Below are 14957 nucleotides of genomic sequence, written 5' to 3' on the forward strand. Positions count from 1 at the left end.
TGAGGGATCCGGGCGTCCTCGCGGAGAGCCCGTCCCCGCAGGAGATGCCATGACCTACCCCCGTCCCGTCCCCGACGACCCGAGCGCCCCCGACCAGGTCGCCGCGAGCCCGCGCTTCCCGGACGTCGAGAAGGGCATCCTCGCGTTCTGGAAGCGCGACGACACGTTCCGCGCCTCGGTCGAGCAGCGCGAGGGCTGCGACGAGTGGGTCTTCTACGACGGCCCTCCGTTCGCCAACGGCCTCCCGCACTACGGGCACCTCCTCACGGGCTACGCGAAGGACGCCTTCCCGCGCTTCCAGACCATGCGGGGCAAGCAGGTGCACCGCCGCTTCGGCTGGGACACGCACGGACTGCCCGCCGAGCTCGAGGCGATGCGCCAGCTCGGGATCACCGAGAAGAGCGAGATCGAGGAGATGGGCGTCGAGGAGTTCAACGCCGTCGCCCGTCGCTCGGTGCTCGAGTACACGGGGGAGTGGGAGGACTACGTCACCCGCTCGGCCCGCTGGGTCGACTTCGAGGACGACTACAAGACGCTCGACGTCGACTTCATGGAGTCGGTGATCTGGGCGTTCAAGCAGCTGCACGACAAGGGCCTCGCCTACGAGGGCTTCCGCGTGCTGCCGTACTGCTGGCACGACCAGACGCCGCTGAGCAACCACGAGCTGCGGATGGACGACGACGTCTACCGCATGCGCCAGGACCAGTCCGTGACCGTCACGTTCCCGCTCGTCGGCGCGAAGGCCGAGTCGCTCGGCCTCACCGCGGTGCGCGCGCTCGCCTGGACGACCACGCCCTGGACCCTGCCGACCAACATGGCGCTCGCGGTCGGGCCGGACATCGTCTACGCCGTGGTGCCCGCCGGCCCCGCGGGCACCCCCGACGCCGAGGCGCCCGACTCCCTGCCCCGCGCGTCGAGCGTGCAGCTCGCGGCCGAGGTGCTCGGATCCGAGTACCTCATCGCCCAGGACCTCGTGGGGAACTACGCCAAGGACCTCGGCTACGCGTCCGCCGACGAGGCCCGCGCCGCCGTCTCCCGCACCGTGCTCGGCCGCCAGCTCGAGGGCGTCGCGTACGACCGCCTCTGGGACTTCTACGCGGACAGCGAGAGGTTCGGCACGGAGAACGCGTGGCAGGTGCTCGTCGCCGACTACGTCACGACGACCGACGGCACCGGCATCGTCCACCAGGCCCCGGCTTACGGCGAGGAGGACCAGCAGGTCTGCGCCGCGGCCGGGATCCCCGTGATCCTGTCGCTCGACGAGGGCGGCCGCTTCGTCGACACCGTTCCCGAGGTCGCGGGCGAGCTGTGGTCGGACGCCGGGAGGACGCTCACGCGCATGCTCAAGGCGCAGGGCCGCCTCATCCGCCAGGCCAGCTACGAGCACTCCTACCCGCACTGCTGGCGCTGCAAGAACCCGCTCATCTACAAGGCCGTCTCCAGCTGGTTCGTGCGCGTCACCGACTTCCGCGACGACATGGTGCGCCTCAACCAGGACATCGCGTGGACGCCCGAGAACGTGAAGGACGGGCAGTTCGGCAAGTGGATCGGCAACGCGCGCGACTGGTCGATCAGCCGCAACCGCTTCTGGGGCAGCCCGATCCCGGTGTGGAAGAGCGACGACCCGGCCTACCCGCGCATCGACGTGTACGGCAGCCTCGACGAGCTCGAGGCCGACTTCGGCGTGCGCCCGACGGACCTGCACCGCCCGTTCATCGACGAGCTCACGCGCCCGAACCCGGACGACCCCACGGGGAAGAGCACCATGCGTCGCATCGAGGACGTGCTCGACGTCTGGTTCGACTCCGGATCCATGCCCTTCGCCCAGGTGCACTACCCGTTCGAGAACCGCGAGTGGTTCGACGAGCACAGCCCGGCGGACTTCATCGTCGAGTACATCGGCCAGACCCGCGGCTGGTTCTACACGCTGCACGCGCTGTCGACCGCGCTGTTCGGGCGGCCGGCGTTCTCGAGCGTCGTGAGCCACGGGATCGTCCTCGGCAACGACGGCCAGAAGATGTCCAAGTCGCTCCGCAACTACCCGGACGTCAACGAGGTGTTCGACCGCGACGGATCCGACGCCATGCGCTGGTTCCTCCTCGCGAGCCCCGTGCTCCGCGGCGGCAACCTCGTGGTCACCGAGGAGGGCATCCGCGAGGGCGTCCGCCAGGTGCTGCTCCCGCTCTGGAGCACCTGGTACTTCTTCTCCCTCTACGCCAACTCCGCGCAGCCGGGCGGCTACGAGGCGCACCGCGACACGACGAGCGACGACGTGCTGGACCGCTACATCCTGGCCCGCACCCGCCGCCTCGTCACCGAGGTCACGCAGCACATGACCGCCCTCGACTCGACGCTCGCCGCCGCGTCCCTCCGCGACTTCGCCGACGTGCTCACCAACTGGTACGTGCGCCGCAGCCGCGACCGGTTCTGGGCGGGCACGGAAGCCGGCGACACGCGCGCCTTCGACACCCTGCACACGGTCCTCGAGACCGTGACGCGCGTGGCCGCGCCGCTGCTGCCGCTCGTGTCGGAGCGCATCTGGAAGGACCTCACGGGCGGGCGCAGCGTCCACCTGGAGGACTGGCCCGAGCCCGACGACCTGCCCGCGGACGACCGCCTCGTCGAGGTGATGGACCGGGTCCGCCAGGTCGCCTCGACCGCGCTCTCGCTCCGCAAGCAGTCGGGCCTCCGCGTCCGCCAGCCGCTCGCGCGGCTCACGGTCGTGAGCGACGACGCCGACGGGCTCGCCCGGTTCGAGGACATCCTGCGCGACGAGCTCAACGTCAAGGCCGTCTCCGTCGAGGAGCTGACCCCCACGAGCGCCTCCGACGCGGGCATCACGCGCCGCCTCACCGTGAATGCGCGCATCGCCGGGCCGCGCCTCGGCAAGGGCGTGCAGCAGGTGATCCAGGCCGCCCGCTCCGGGGACTGGACCGAGTCCGACGGCGAGGTCGTGGCGGGCGGCGTGCCTCTCGTGGCCGGCGAGTACGAGCTGGTGCTGGAGGTCGCGGGCGACCGCGCCGACCAGGCGCTCGCGCTCCTGCCGGGCGGCGGGTTCCTGCTGCTCGACACCGCGCTCACCCCCGAGCTCGAGGCCGAGGGCCTCGCGCGCGACGTCGTGCGGAACGTGCAGGACGCGCGGAAGGGCGCGGGGCTCGACGTGAGCGACCGCATCTCCCTCGTGATCCGGCTGGACGCCGCGGGCGCCGAGCAGGCCGAGCGGTTCCGCGACCTCATCGCCCGTGAGACCCTGGCGGTGGCGCTGCGGATCGACGCGGACGACCAGGCGACGGAGTCCGGCATCACCGTCGGCAGCGGATCGCCCCTGTACATCGAGGTGGAGCGAGCATGAGCGACCAGCTGGGCGGACAGCCCTTCGACGACGACGCGGACGACGTCCGGCGCGACGACGACTTCGAGCCGGAGACGGACGAGGGCGTCGACGCCGCGGCGCGCGCCCTCGACCCCGACGTCGACGGCCTGAGCGACGACCAGCTCTTCGCCGACGACGCGGCCGAGCTCCGCCGCGAGGCCGAGCAGTCGATCGTGGCCGGCCGCGAGGTCGACGACGAGAACTACTTCGAGCGCGAGGGCGACGCCGTGTACCAGGCGCTCCTCTCGCGGATGGGGGAGCAGGCGCCGCAGCCGCGCCTGTCCGCCACCCGCCGCGTCGTCGAGCTCCTCGGCGACCCGCAGCGCGCGTACCCGATCGTGCACGTCACCGGCACCAACGGGAAGACGTCGACGAGCCGGATGACCGAGAGCATCCTGCGCGCCGCGGGCCTCCGCACGGGCCTCTTCACGAGCCCGCACCTCGTCCGCTTCAACGAGCGCATCGTGGTCGACGGCCTGCCCATCACCGACGAGGCCCTCAGCCGCAACTGGGCAGACGTCGAGCCCTTCATCGACCTGGTCGACCGGGAGCTCGTCGCCGCGGGCGAGGAGCCCGTCACCTTCTTCGAGGCGCTGACGGTGCTCGCGTTCGCGGCGTTCGCCGACGCGCCCGTCGACGTGGCCGTGATCGAGGTCGGCATGGGCGGCGAGTGGGACAGCACCAACGTCGGCGACGGCCAGGTCGCGGTCTTCACGCCCGTCTCCCTCGATCACACGCAGCGCCTGGGATCCACCGTGGCGGAGATCGCGCGCACCAAGTCCGGCATCGTCAAGCCCGCAGCGGACGTCGTGTCCAGCGCGCAGGCCCCTGACGTCGTGGCCGAGCTCGTGCGCGCCGCCGAGCTCACGGAGTCCACCTGGTCGATCGAGGGCGAGCGGTTCCGCCTCCTCGACACGACCCTCGCGGTCGGTGGCCAGGTCATCAGCGTGCAGGGCCTCGCGGGCACGTACCGCGACGTGTTCCTCCCGATGTTCGGCGCGCACCAGGCGCAGAACGCCGCCGTCGCGATCGCCGCGGTCGAGTCGTTCCTCGGCGGCGGCGACCACGCCATCCACGACGACGTGCTCGCGGAGGGCCTCGCCACGGCGACGAGCCCCGGCCGGCTGCAGGTCGTGGGCACCGAGCCGACCGTCCTGGTCGACGCCGCGCACAACCCCGCGGGCGCCGCGTCGCTCGCGGCCGCGCTGCCCGTCTACTTCACGTTCGACCGCGTCACCGCCGTCATCGGCGTGCTCGCGGACAAGGACGCGGAGGGCATCGTGCGCGAGCTCGCGCCCGTGGTCGACCACTTCATCGTCACGCGCTCCCAGTCCGAGCGCTCGGTGGATCCGGACGAGCTGGCGCGCATCGTCGTCGACGTCGTCGGCCGCGACCGCGTCACGGTCGAGCCCGACCTCCGCACGGCCCTCGAGGACGCGCGCGACTCCGCGGGCGAGACCGAGAAGGGCGCGGCGCTCGTCACGGGCTCGATCCTCCTCGTCGGCGAGGCCATCGCCCACGCCGCCGACGAGGGCTGGAAGACCGCGTGAGCGCCGACGGCCGCCCGGCCCGCACCAGGCGACCCCGACCGCCCCGCACGACGGTCGAGATCCTCGGATCCATCGTCATGGGCTTCCAGGTCATCGTCGTGTTCCTCGCGAGCCTGGTCGCCTTCGGCCTCGAAGCGCTGCCGGCGCTGCCCGCGCTCGGCGGCGGTGCGCTCCTCGTGCTCGCCATGCTCGCCGTCGTCGGCGCCCTGCGCACCCCGCTCGGCATCCGCGCCGGCTGGGTCGTGCAGGTGCTCGTCGTCCTCACCGGCTTCGTGTTGCCCGCCATGTTCGCCGTCGGCGGCTTCTTCCTGCTGCTGTGGATCTACGCCATGGTCCAGGGCGCCCGGATCGACCGCGAGAAGGCGGCGGCCCGCGGCGCGTGGGAGCAGGCCATGCTCGACGAGCAGGCCGCGGCGGGCGACGCTCCGGCCCCGGGCGACGACCGCCCCACCGACCACCGACCGACCACCGAGCCGCCGGCTCCCACCCCGTAGGAGGCACCCATGTCCGCTCCCGTCCAGGAGACCCTCGTCCTCGTCAAGCCCGACGGCGTCGCCCGCGGCCTCACCGGCGAGATCCTCCGCCGCATCGAGGCCAAGGGCTACCAGATCGTCGACCTCCGCATGGTGCAAGCCGAGCGCGCCCTGCTCGAGCAGCACTACGAGGAGCACCAGGGCAAGCCGTTCTACGAGCCGCTCGTCGAGTTCATGGAGTCGGGCCCGATCGTCGCCGTCCGCGTCGCCGGGAACCGCGTGATCGAGGGCTTCCGCTCGCTCGCCGGCACGACCGACCCGACGGGCGCCGCCCCCGGCACGATCCGCGGCGACCTCGGTCGCGACTGGGGCCTCGCCGTGGCGCAGAACCTCGTGCACGGCAGCGACTCGCCCGAGTCGGCCGCGCGCGAGCTCGCGCTCTGGTTCTAGGACCCGCACGACCAGAGGGGCCGACCGGGATCCGGTCGGCCCCTCTGGTCGTCCCGTCGTCTCAGCCGAGCAGCGTCGGGATGAGGGCGGGGAACGTCGCGATGATCGCGACCACGATGATCGCGTAGTTCAGCACCACCACCGCCCACGTGTACGGCGCCACGGCGTCGGCGGCCCGGCGGATCCCCGCGGGCACCGGCAGCAGCCCCGCGCGAGCGGTGGCCGACAGCGTGCCCCACCACAGCGGGATCATCGCGCTCCACACGAGCAGGCAGTAGGGGCAGAGCGCGCCGATGACGAACACGCTCTGGGTGAACAGCCACGTCACGAAGACCCAGCCGGCGAACGTCCCCACCGCGAACAGCGTCCAGAACCATCGCGCGAACCGCGCGCCCGCGAGGAGCGCCATGCCGATCACGATCGGCACCACGAACGCGGCGACCCCGATGAGCGGGTTGGGGAAGCCGAACAGCGAGCCCTGCGGGGATTCGATGACGGTGGCGCAGGAGATGAACGGGTTCACGTCGCACGAGAGCGACGCGCCCGGGTTCTCGAGCAGGTGCAGCCGGTCGAGCACGAGCACGAACGCGCCGATCCAGCCGACGACGCCCGTGACGACGAGCAGGACGGCCAGGGAGCGGGGGTGCGCGGGGGCCCGGGTCGCGGTCATGCGGCGATCATGGCAGACGGGGGAGGGCCGACCCTGACGGCCAGGTGGGCGTCGGCGTGCGATACTGGCAGGCAGGTCGGACCGCCGCGCGGCACGACCGCCATGAAGAGTCTTTCCCGGGGCAGACCCGGGCCGCCAGGCACGTCCGGCGGCGGATAGCCAGTTCCGTACCAGTGCGCACGACCGAAGCCTCGGGCCGGACGTCGCAGACCAGGATCGACGGAGAGCCGCGTACGCGGGGATCCACTCGGAGAGCTACCGGGGTACGGCGCGGCCGTACCGACCGGTTGAGGAGTGCACCAGAGATGGTGGAGAGAGACGAGAACACCGGCAGGAGGCGACCCAGCCTCTTCGAGCGGCTCACGGGCCGCCGCGCCGACACGACCGCGGCGACGGGGACCGGCGGCACGCCCGCGTTCCCCGCTTCCCTCACCCCCGAGGCGAGCGGCACGCCCGCCGCCTCCGAAGCGAAGGGCCACACCCTGAACGAGAACGACGACACCCGGACCACGCACGACGAGCAGGAGGCGCCGGTCGCCCGCCGCTCCCGCCGCGCGAGCACCCCCGCATCCGCGTCCGCGGTCGCCCAGCCGGACGACGCCAGCGTCGACGCGTCCGCCTCGGCTTCCGCTCCCGCGGACGCCGCCGGCGAGCAGCCCGCGGACGAGCAGCCCGCCGCTCCCGCTGCCCGCGCCCCGAGGAAGCGCGCCCCGCGCAAGGCCGCCGTGGCCCCCGCCGCGCCCGCCGCCCCCGACGCGCCGCTCGCCCGTGTCCCCGACGCGGACGCGACGGCCGACGAGCCCGCCGCTGCCGAGCCGGTCGACGCATCCGCTCCCGTCGTGGCGCCCGCCGCTCCGGTCCGCGCCGTCCCGTCCCTCTCCGTCTTCTTCCAGGCCCCGGACATCGCGCCGCTGCCTCCCCGCCGCGAGCGGGACGACCGCCGCGACGACTCGCGCGACGAGGACGACGACCACGACCGCGACGAGCGCCCCTCGCGCTCCTCGCGCCGCGGCGGCCGCGGACAGGACCGCAGCCAGGACCGCGGCATCAGCCGCGACGGCCGGGGCCGCGACACCCACGACGACGACCACGACGACGAGGACGACTCCCCGTCGGTTCGCCGCCGTGCGCGCCGCCGCTCCGGCGAGGAGGGCCGCGACGGCGACGACGCGCCCGGCACGGTCGTCAAGGTCCGCACGCCCCGCGAGCCCGAACGCATCACCGAGCCGCAGCGCATCAAGGGATCCACGCGCCTCGAGGCCAAGAAGCAGCGCCGCCGCGACGGTCGCGACGCCGGCCGCCGCCGTCCGGTGCTCACCGAGTCGGAGTACCTGGCCCGCCGCGAGTCGGTCGACCGCAGCATGATCGTGCGCTCGCGGGACGGCAAGATCCAGATCGGCGTGCTCGAGGACCAGGTCCTCGTCGAGCACTACGTGGCACGCGCCGACGAGGCCTCCCTCATCGGCAACGTGTACCTCGGCCGCGTCCAGAACGTGCTGCCCAGCATGGAGGCCGCCTTCATCGACATCGGCCGCGGCCGCAACGCCGTGCTCTACTCGGGCGAGGTCGACTGGGAGGCCGCCAACGCCGACAAGGGCGGCGGAAGCCACGCGCGCCGCATCGAGGTCGCGCTGAAGCCCGGCGACCGCGTGCTCGTCCAGGTCACCAAGGACCCGGTCGGCCACAAGGGCGCCCGCCTCACGAGCCAGGTGAGCCTCCCGGGCCGCTACCTCGTGTACGTGCCCAACGGGTCCATGAACGGCATCAGCCGGAAGCTCCCCGACACCGAGCGCGCGCGCCTCAAGAAGACGCTCAAGGAGGTGCTGCCCGAGAACGTGGGCGTCATCGTCCGCACCGCGGCCGAGGGCGCGACCGAGGAGCAGCTGAAGCTCGACGTCGAGCGCCTCACCTCGCAGTGGGCCGAGATCAGCCGCCAGGTCGAGAAGGCGCAGGCGCCCGCGCTCCTGCACTCGGAGCCCGACCTGCTGCTGAAGATCATCCGCGACGTCTTCAACGAGGACTTCCGCGAGCTCGTGATCGACGGCGGCGACGCCCAGGAGATCATCGAGGGCTACCTCCGCGGCGTGGCGCCCGACCTCATCGACCGGGTGCAGACGTACTCGGGCGAGAAGGACTCGTTCGACCACCACCGCGTCAGCGAGCAGATCGAGAAGGCGCTCGACCGCAAGGTCTGGCTGCCCTCCGGCGGCTCGCTCGTCATCGACCGCACCGAGGCCATGACCGTGGTCGACGTCAACACGGGGAAGTTCGTCGGATCCGGCGGCAACCTCGAGGAGACCGTCACCAAGAACAACCTCGAGGCCGCGGAGGAGATCGTCCGCCAGATGCGCCTGCGCGACATCGGCGGCATCATCGTCGTCGACTTCATCGACATGGTGCTCGAGACCAACCGCGATCTCGTGCTGCGCCGCCTCGTGGAGTGCCTCAGCCGCGACCGGACCAAGCACCAGGTCGCCGAGGTCACCTCGCTCGGGCTCGTGCAGATGACCCGCAAGAAGCTCGGCCTCGGGCTGCTCGAGTCGTTCTCGGAGAACTGCGAGACGTGCGCCGGGCGGGGGATCATCATCCACCACGATCCGCTCATGGCCCACAAGCAGACGCCGCAGGAGCCCGTGCAGGGCCAGGGCCGCCGTCGCGGCGGCAAGGGCCAGCAGGAGCACGGCAACGGCAGCGGGGGCAACGGCGGCGGCCGCGGCAACGGGGGCGGCCAGGCGCAGCAGCAGCAGCGCACGCCCGCCGCCAGCACGCACAGCATCACGGACGACGCGCGCTCCGCCCTCGCCAAGATCGCCACGAGCACCATCCAGACGGTGAACGAGGCCATCGACCGGGTCGAGGACGTCGTGCGCACGCCCGACGAGAGCACGGACGCGGCCGTGCAGCCCGAGTCGGCCCCCCTCGAGGAGCAGACCCGCGGCGACCGTCCGCGTCGGAGCCGCGGGGGCCGGGGACGCGCGTCGTCCGCGACCGTCGAGGCGCAGGATCGCTCGGAGCCGCAGGCCCCCGCCGCCGAGGCGGCGTCCGCTCCCGTCGAGGACCCGACGCCGGCCGACGCGCCGGTCGAGGAGCCCGCGCTGTCGACGCTCGAGCCGCGCGAGGCCATCCGCCTCGAGCCGGTGCAGATCCTCGACATCCCGGTCGCGAGCGCGCGCACAGCACCGCGCCGCGTCAGCTCGGCGGACGCGGAGCAGCTCCTCGGCTCCGTCCTCGACGCGCTGCCGCACCCCAAGGAGCCCGGACAGGGGCGGTCGCGCAGCCGCCGGGTCTCCACGCAGACGCTGACGACGCCGGCCCCGGCCGACGACGCGAGCTGACGCGCCGGCTGCCCGTCAGGCAGCCGGACGAGGGAGGGCCCGGAGCGCATGCTCCGGGCCCTCCCTCGTGCGACCGCGCGTTCGCCGCGTCAGGATCCCAGCCCGCGCCGTTCGCGCTGGGTGACCCGCAGCCCGCTCGCCTGCAGCCGTCGGACGAGGTCGCGGTTCGAGACCGCCACGGCGCCGCGTGCCACCAGCTCCGCGTGCCGCTCCTCGGGCACGTCGTAGTGGTCGCGGTCGAACGCCCTCTCCGGGATGTCGGCGGCGCGGGCGAAGGTGTGCAGCTCCTCGAGGGACACGTCGCTCACCAGGTGCGCCCAGAGCCTGCCGTGCGCGGGCCAGGCCGGTCGATCGAGGAGGACGCTCATCCTGCGAGCTTAGGCAGGCCCGTCCCCGATGTGCGCGCCGACGGGCCCTCGGGTCGCCGACGACGCGCCCGGCGCGCATGCGGCCAGGACGCCCCGGCTCGCGTATGATCGACCGAGGACGCCGGGGGTCCGGAGTTTGACCCCTGTCCGGCGTTCCGGTAACGTGAGTCGCTGGCATGCGCCGATCCAGGTGATCGTGCGCCTGCGGCAGACTTCCTCCAATGATTCGGGCCACAGGGCGTCAAGTCCCCAGTGAGTCAAGCCCGCGAGAGAAAACAGGTACGGAAAAGTGGTTTACGCAGTTGTGCGCGCCGGCGGTCGGCAGGAGAAGGTCGAGGTCGGGACCATCGTGACGATGGACCGGGTCAAGAACCAGCAGAGCGGCAAGGTCGTGCTCCCCGCGGTCCTGCTCGTCGACGGCGACACCATCACCACCGACGCCGCGAAGCTCGCCGACGTCACCGTCAGCGCCGAGATCCTGAACGACCTCCGCGGTCCCAAGATCGTCATCCAGAAGTTCAAGAACAAGACCGGGTACAAGAAGCGCCAGGGGCACCGCCAGGACCTCACGCGCGTCCAGGTCACCGAGATCAACTAGCACCGAGACCGCAGGGAGAAATAGATGGCACACAAGAAGGGCGCGAGCTCTACCCGCAACGGCCGTGACTCGAACGCCCAGCGCCTCGGCGTGAAGCGCTTCGGCGGCCAGGTCGTCGGCGCCGGCGAGATCATCGTCCGCCAGCGCGGCACGCACTTCCACCCGGGCGTCAACGTCGGCCGTGGCGGCGACGACACGCTGTTCGCCCTCTCCGCCGGCTCGGTGCAGTTCGGGGTCAAGGGCGGCCGCAAGGTCGTCAACATCGTCGTCCCGGCCTAGCGCAGGCCGACAGCACGGACGCTGCGGCGGCATTGTCGCGCAGCACTTCAAGGGCGGGCCTCGGCCCGCCCTTGTCTGCGTTCCGCAGGGAACACCTCTAGAAGAAACGAGCTACAGCCATGGCGACATTCGTCGACACCGTGACCCTCCACCTGCGGGCGGGAGACGGCGGGAACGGCTGCGTCTCTGTCCGCCGTGAGAAGTTCAAGCCCCTCGCGGGACCCGACGGCGGCAACGGCGGCAACGGCGGGGACATCGTCCTCGTCGCGGACCCCCAGGTCACCACGCTCCTGGCCTACCACCGCGGACCGCACCGCTCCTCGCGCAACGGCGGTCCCGGCATGGGCGACCACCGCCATGGCACGCTCGGCGAGGCGCTCGAGCTCCACGTCCCCGTCGGCACCGTCGTCAAGGACGCCGACGGCAACGAGCTCGCCGACATGGCCACGCCCGGCATGCGGTTCATCGCCGCCGAGGCCGGCCAGGGCGGGCTCGGCAACGCCTCCCTCGCCACCACGAAGCGCAAGGCCCCCGGCTTCGCGCTGCTCGGCACGCGCGGCTACGAGGGCGACGTCGTCCTCGAGCTCAAGGTCGTCGCCGACGTGGCGCTCGTGGGCTACCCGTCGGCGGGCAAGTCGAGCCTCGTCGCCGCCATCTCGGCCGCGAAGCCGAAGATCGCCGACTACCCCTTCACCACGCTGCACCCGAACCTCGGCGTCGTCGAGGTCGCGGACTCGCGTTACACCGTGGCCGACGTGCCCGGCCTCATCGAGGGCGCGAGCGAGGGCAAGGGGCTCGGCCTCGAGTTCCTCCGCCACGTCGAGCGCTGCTCCGCGCTCCTGCACGTGCTCGACTGCGCGACGCTGGATCCCGGTCGCGACCCCATCTCGGACCTCGACATCATCCTCACCGAGCTCGCCGCGTACCCGGTCCCCGACGGCCAGGTGCCGCTGCTCGATCGCCCGCAGCTCATCGCGCTGAACAAGATCGACGTCCCCGAGGCCCGGGAGCTCGCGGAGCTCGTCCGCCCGGAGCTGGAGGCCCGCGGCTACCGCGTCTTCGACATCTCCACGGTCAGCCACGACGGCCTGCGCCAGCTGTCCTTCGCCCTCGCGGAGCTCGTCGAGGACGCCCGCACGAAGGCCGCCGAGGAGCCCGAGGCCCCGCGGATCGTGCTGCGTCCCCGCGCCGTCAACGAGAAGCCGTTCACCATCCGCGTCGACGGCGGCAGCTACGGCGACATCTACCGCGTCATCGGCACCAAGCCCGAGCGCTGGGTGCAGCAGACCGACTTCACGAACGACGAGGCCGTCGGCTACCTCGCGGACCGTCTCGCCAAGCTCGGCGTCGAGGACGGCCTGTTCAAGGCGGGCGCGGTGGCCGGATCCAGCGTCGTCATCGGCGAGGGCGACGGCATCGTCTTCGACTGGGAGCCGACCCTCACGTCGACCGCGGAGCTCATCACGAGCCCCCGCGGCGCCGACGCCCGCGTCGACCCCATCAGCCGCCGCACCAACCAGGCGCGCCGCGAGGACTACTTCGCCCGCATGGACGCCAAGGCCGAGGCGCGAGCGCAGCTCGTGCGCGAGGGCGAGGCCGGCCTGTGGGCGGACGAGGACGGGACGGACGAGGACGCGTCCTCGGACGCGAAGGCCTAGCGGATGGGGACGGCCTCGCGCGCGGGCATCGCGTCCGCGCGGCGCATCGTCGTGAAGGTGGGGTCGTCGTCCATCAGCGGGGGCAACGCCGGGCAGATCGCACCCCTCGTGGACGCCATCGCGTCCGTGCACGCGCGCGGCGCCGAGGTCGTCCTCGTGTCGTCGGGCGCCATCGCCACGGGGATGCCCTTCCTCCGCCTCGACGGCCGCCCGGCCGACCTCGCCACCCAGCAGGCAGCGGCCGCGGTCGGCCAGAGCGTGCTGATCTTCCGGTATCAGGAGAGCCTCGACCGGTACGGCATCGTCGCGGGCCAGGTGCTCCTTACAGCCGGCGACCTCGCCGCGCCCGACCACCGGGAGAACGCGCAGCGCGCCATGGAACGGCTGCTGGGTCTCCGCCTGCTGCCGATCGTCAACGAGAACGACACCGTCGCCACGCACGAGATCCGCTTCGGCGACAACGACCGGCTGGCGGCGCTCGTCGCCCGGCTCGTGGACGCTGACCTGCTCCTCCTCCTCTCGGACGTGGACGCGCTCTACACGCGACCGCCGGAGGAGCCGGGCGCCCGCCGCATCGAGCACGTGGGGTTCGGCGACGAGCTCGACGGCGTCGAGATCGGCAGCACCGGCACGGGCGTCGGCACCGGGGGAGCGGTCACCAAGGTCGCCGCCGCGCGCCTCGCCGCCGAGGCGGGGACAGGCGTGCTCCTCACATCGACCGCGCAGGTCCACTCGGCCCTCGCCGGCGAGCACGTCGGCACGTGGTTCGCGCCCCGCGGCTGAACGCCCCGCGCCAATCGGGCCGACGGCGCGTCAGTAGGCTGCCGTGCATGCCCTCGAACGTGCCCGCCGCCCCGATCACCACCGCCGAGGTCCTCCCCGCCGACGAGCTCGAGCGGATCCTCGAGGCCGCCCGCACCGCATCCACCTCCCTCGCCGCCAGCACCTCCGTCCAGCGTGACGCCGCGCTCGACGCCATCGCGGCCGCTCTCGTCTCCGGAGCGGATCGCATCGTCGCGGCCAACGCCGAGGACCTCGCCGCGGGCCGGGATGCCGGCTTGGCAGCAGGCCTGCTCGACCGGCTGACGCTCGACGCGAGGCGCGTGGCGTCCCTGGCCGACGCCGTCACCGGGATCCGCGGGCTCGACGACCCCCTCGGCCTCGTCGTCCGCGGCCGCACGCTCCCGAACGGCCTGCTGCTCTCCCAGGTGCGCGTCCCCTTCGGCGTCGTCGGCGCGATCTACGAAGCCCGCCCCAACGTGACGGTCGACATCGCGGCGCTCGCCCTCAAGAGCGGCAACGCCGTCGTGCTCCGCGGCGGATCCGCGGCGCTGCGCACCAACGCCGTCCTCGTGGACGTCATGCGCGGAGCCCTCGAGCGCGTCGGCCTCCCCGCGCACGCGGTGCAGACGGTCGACGCGCACGGCCGCGCGGGCGCTGCCCGGCTCATGCGGGCACGCGGGCTCGTCGACGTGCTCGTGCCGCGGGGATCCGCCGAGCTCATCCGCACCGTCGTCGCGGAGTCGACCGTGCCGGTCATCGAGACCGGGGCCGGCGTCGTCCACGTCTACCTCGACGCGTCGGCCGATGCGCGCATGTCCGTCGACATCGCGGTCGACGCCAAGGTCAGCCGGCCGAGCGTGTGCAACGCGATGGAGACGCTGCTGGTGCACCGCAACGCGGCGCCGCGGGTCCTCGTCGCCGTGCTCGACGCGCTCCGCGACCGCGGCGTGACCGTGCACGGCGACGCCGCGGTCCGCGCGATGTGGCCCGACGCCGTCGCCGCCACGGACGAGGACTGGGCGGCCGAGTACCTCTCGCTCGACCTGGCGGTGCGCGTCGTCGACTCCGTGGAGGATGCGGTCGCCCACATCGCCCGCTGGTCGACGCACCACACCGAGTCCATCGTCACGTCCGACCTCGCCGTGGCCGAGCGCTTCCTCGCCGCCGTGGACTCGGCCGTCGTCATGGTCAACGCGTCCACGCGCTTCACAGACGGATCCGAGTTCGGCTTCGGCGCGGAGGTCGGCATCTCCACGCAGAAGCTGCACGCGCGGGGTCCGATGGGAGTGCAGGAGCTCACCAGCACCAAGTGGATCGTGCGGGGGAGCGGGCAGGTCCGCGGCTGACGGCACGCCCGGGCTCGTGTGCGCGCCCCGTGCGGGGGCCCGCCGGTAGGATGGCAGGCGCCGCCTCCGCTCGA

General features: G+C 72.8%; 12 protein-coding genes. 10 read left to right on the plus strand and 2 right to left on the minus strand.

Annotated features, from left to right (window positions below):
- Positions 1–49 precede the first annotated feature (49 nt).
- The 4 genes from ileS to ndk are packed head-to-tail and all read left to right on the plus strand — an operon-like array spanning position 50 to position 5846.
- Positions 50–3352 carry an isoleucine--tRNA ligase gene (gene ileS / locus K0V08_RS03145; RefSeq protein ID WP_079532966.1) on the plus strand — a complete coding sequence of 1101 codons (3303 nt, stop codon included), beginning with the start codon at positions 50–52 and terminating at the stop codon, positions 3350–3352.
- Positions 3349–4923, plus strand: a complete 1575-nt coding sequence (locus K0V08_RS03150) for a bifunctional folylpolyglutamate synthase/dihydrofolate synthase (protein ID WP_079532969.1) — start codon at positions 3349–3351, stop codon at positions 4921–4923. Before ileS ends, K0V08_RS03150 begins: the two co-directional genes overlap by 4 nt.
- Positions 4920–5417, plus strand: a complete 498-nt coding sequence (locus tag K0V08_RS03155) for a DUF4233 domain-containing protein (protein WP_012038170.1) — start codon at positions 4920–4922, stop codon at positions 5415–5417. The genes K0V08_RS03150 and K0V08_RS03155 overlap by 4 nt, the downstream gene beginning before the upstream one ends.
- Positions 5418–5426: 9 nt before the next feature.
- On the plus strand, positions 5427–5846 hold the full coding sequence (gene ndk, locus K0V08_RS03160; protein WP_012038171.1) for a nucleoside-diphosphate kinase: 420 nt from the start codon (positions 5427–5429) through the stop codon (positions 5844–5846).
- 61 nt (positions 5847–5907) lie between these two features.
- Here ndk and K0V08_RS03165 read toward each other — a convergent pair whose 3' ends face one another.
- Positions 5908–6516, minus strand: a complete 609-nt coding sequence (locus K0V08_RS03165) for a vitamin K epoxide reductase family protein (RefSeq protein ID WP_012038172.1) — start codon at positions 6514–6516, stop codon at positions 5908–5910.
- A 305-nt stretch (positions 6517–6821) separates the two neighbouring features.
- Between K0V08_RS03165 and K0V08_RS03170 the strand changes: the two genes are divergently transcribed.
- Positions 6822–9851: an Rne/Rng family ribonuclease gene (locus tag K0V08_RS03170; protein WP_079532973.1), complete on the plus strand. Its 3030-nt coding sequence runs from the start codon at positions 6822–6824 to the stop codon at positions 9849–9851.
- Positions 9852–9940: 89 nt separating this feature from the next.
- Here the strand turns inward: K0V08_RS03170 and K0V08_RS03175 are convergent, their stop codons facing one another.
- Complete coding sequence (locus K0V08_RS03175; RefSeq protein ID WP_079532976.1) at positions 9941–10219, minus strand: DUF4031 domain-containing protein; 279 nt, start codon at positions 10217–10219, stop codon at positions 9941–9943.
- 289 nt (positions 10220–10508) lie between these two features.
- Between K0V08_RS03175 and rplU the strand changes: the two genes are divergently transcribed.
- The 5 genes from rplU to K0V08_RS03200 all read left to right on the plus strand — a co-directional run bounded on the left by rplU (position 10509) and on the right by K0V08_RS03200 (position 14883).
- Entirely contained in the window at positions 10509–10817 is a 309-nt protein-coding gene (gene rplU, locus K0V08_RS03180; protein ID WP_012038175.1) for a 50S ribosomal protein L21, read from the plus strand.
- Positions 10818–10841: 24 nt separating this feature from the next.
- Positions 10842–11096 (plus strand): 50S ribosomal protein L27, encoded by a 255-nt coding sequence (rpmA, locus tag K0V08_RS03185; protein ID WP_012038176.1) that lies wholly within the window; start codon positions 10842–10844, stop codon positions 11094–11096.
- Between the two features lie 119 nt (positions 11097–11215).
- A complete protein-coding gene (gene obgE, locus K0V08_RS03190) occupies positions 11216–12754 on the plus strand; it encodes a GTPase ObgE (RefSeq protein WP_079532979.1) in 1539 nt (512 codons plus the stop codon).
- A gap of 3 nt (positions 12755–12757) precedes the next feature.
- On the plus strand, positions 12758–13537 hold the full coding sequence (gene proB, locus K0V08_RS03195) for a glutamate 5-kinase (RefSeq protein ID WP_079532982.1): 780 nt from the start codon (positions 12758–12760) through the stop codon (positions 13535–13537).
- A gap of 47 nt (positions 13538–13584) precedes the next feature.
- Complete coding sequence (locus tag K0V08_RS03200; RefSeq protein ID WP_172401739.1) at positions 13585–14883, plus strand: glutamate-5-semialdehyde dehydrogenase; 1299 nt, start codon at positions 13585–13587, stop codon at positions 14881–14883.
- Positions 14884–14957: the final 74 nt, after the last annotated feature.

It is taken from the genome of Clavibacter michiganensis (genome assembly GCF_021216655.1).
Classification (GTDB): Bacteria; Actinomycetota; Actinomycetes; order Actinomycetales; family Microbacteriaceae; genus Clavibacter; species Clavibacter michiganensis.

Bases quoted from the DNA above. Each gene is read 5' to 3' on its own strand.
- ileS (WP_079532966.1), top strand. From the start codon at position 50: ATGACCTACCCCCGTCCCGTCCCCGACGACCCGAGCGCCCCCGACCAG.
- K0V08_RS03150 (WP_079532969.1), top strand. From the start codon at position 3,349: ATGAGCGACCAGCTGGGCGGACAGCCCTTCGACGACGACGCGGACGAC.
- ndk (WP_012038171.1), top strand. From the start codon at position 5,427: ATGTCCGCTCCCGTCCAGGAGACCCTCGTCCTCGTCAAGCCCGACGGC.
- K0V08_RS03165 (WP_012038172.1), bottom strand. From the start codon at position 6,516: ATGACCGCGACCCGGGCCCCCGCGCACCCCCGCTCCCTGGCCGTCCTG.
- K0V08_RS03170 (WP_079532973.1), top strand. From the start codon at position 6,822: ATGGTGGAGAGAGACGAGAACACCGGCAGGAGGCGACCCAGCCTCTTC.
- K0V08_RS03175 (WP_079532976.1), bottom strand. From the start codon at position 10,219: ATGAGCGTCCTCCTCGATCGACCGGCCTGGCCCGCGCACGGCAGGCTC.
- rpmA (WP_012038176.1), top strand. From the start codon at position 10,842: ATGGCACACAAGAAGGGCGCGAGCTCTACCCGCAACGGCCGTGACTCG.
- obgE (WP_079532979.1), top strand. From the start codon at position 11,216: ATGGCGACATTCGTCGACACCGTGACCCTCCACCTGCGGGCGGGAGAC.
- proB (WP_079532982.1), top strand. From the start codon at position 12,758: ATGGGGACGGCCTCGCGCGCGGGCATCGCGTCCGCGCGGCGCATCGTC.
- K0V08_RS03200 (WP_172401739.1), top strand. From the start codon at position 13,585: ATGCCCTCGAACGTGCCCGCCGCCCCGATCACCACCGCCGAGGTCCTC.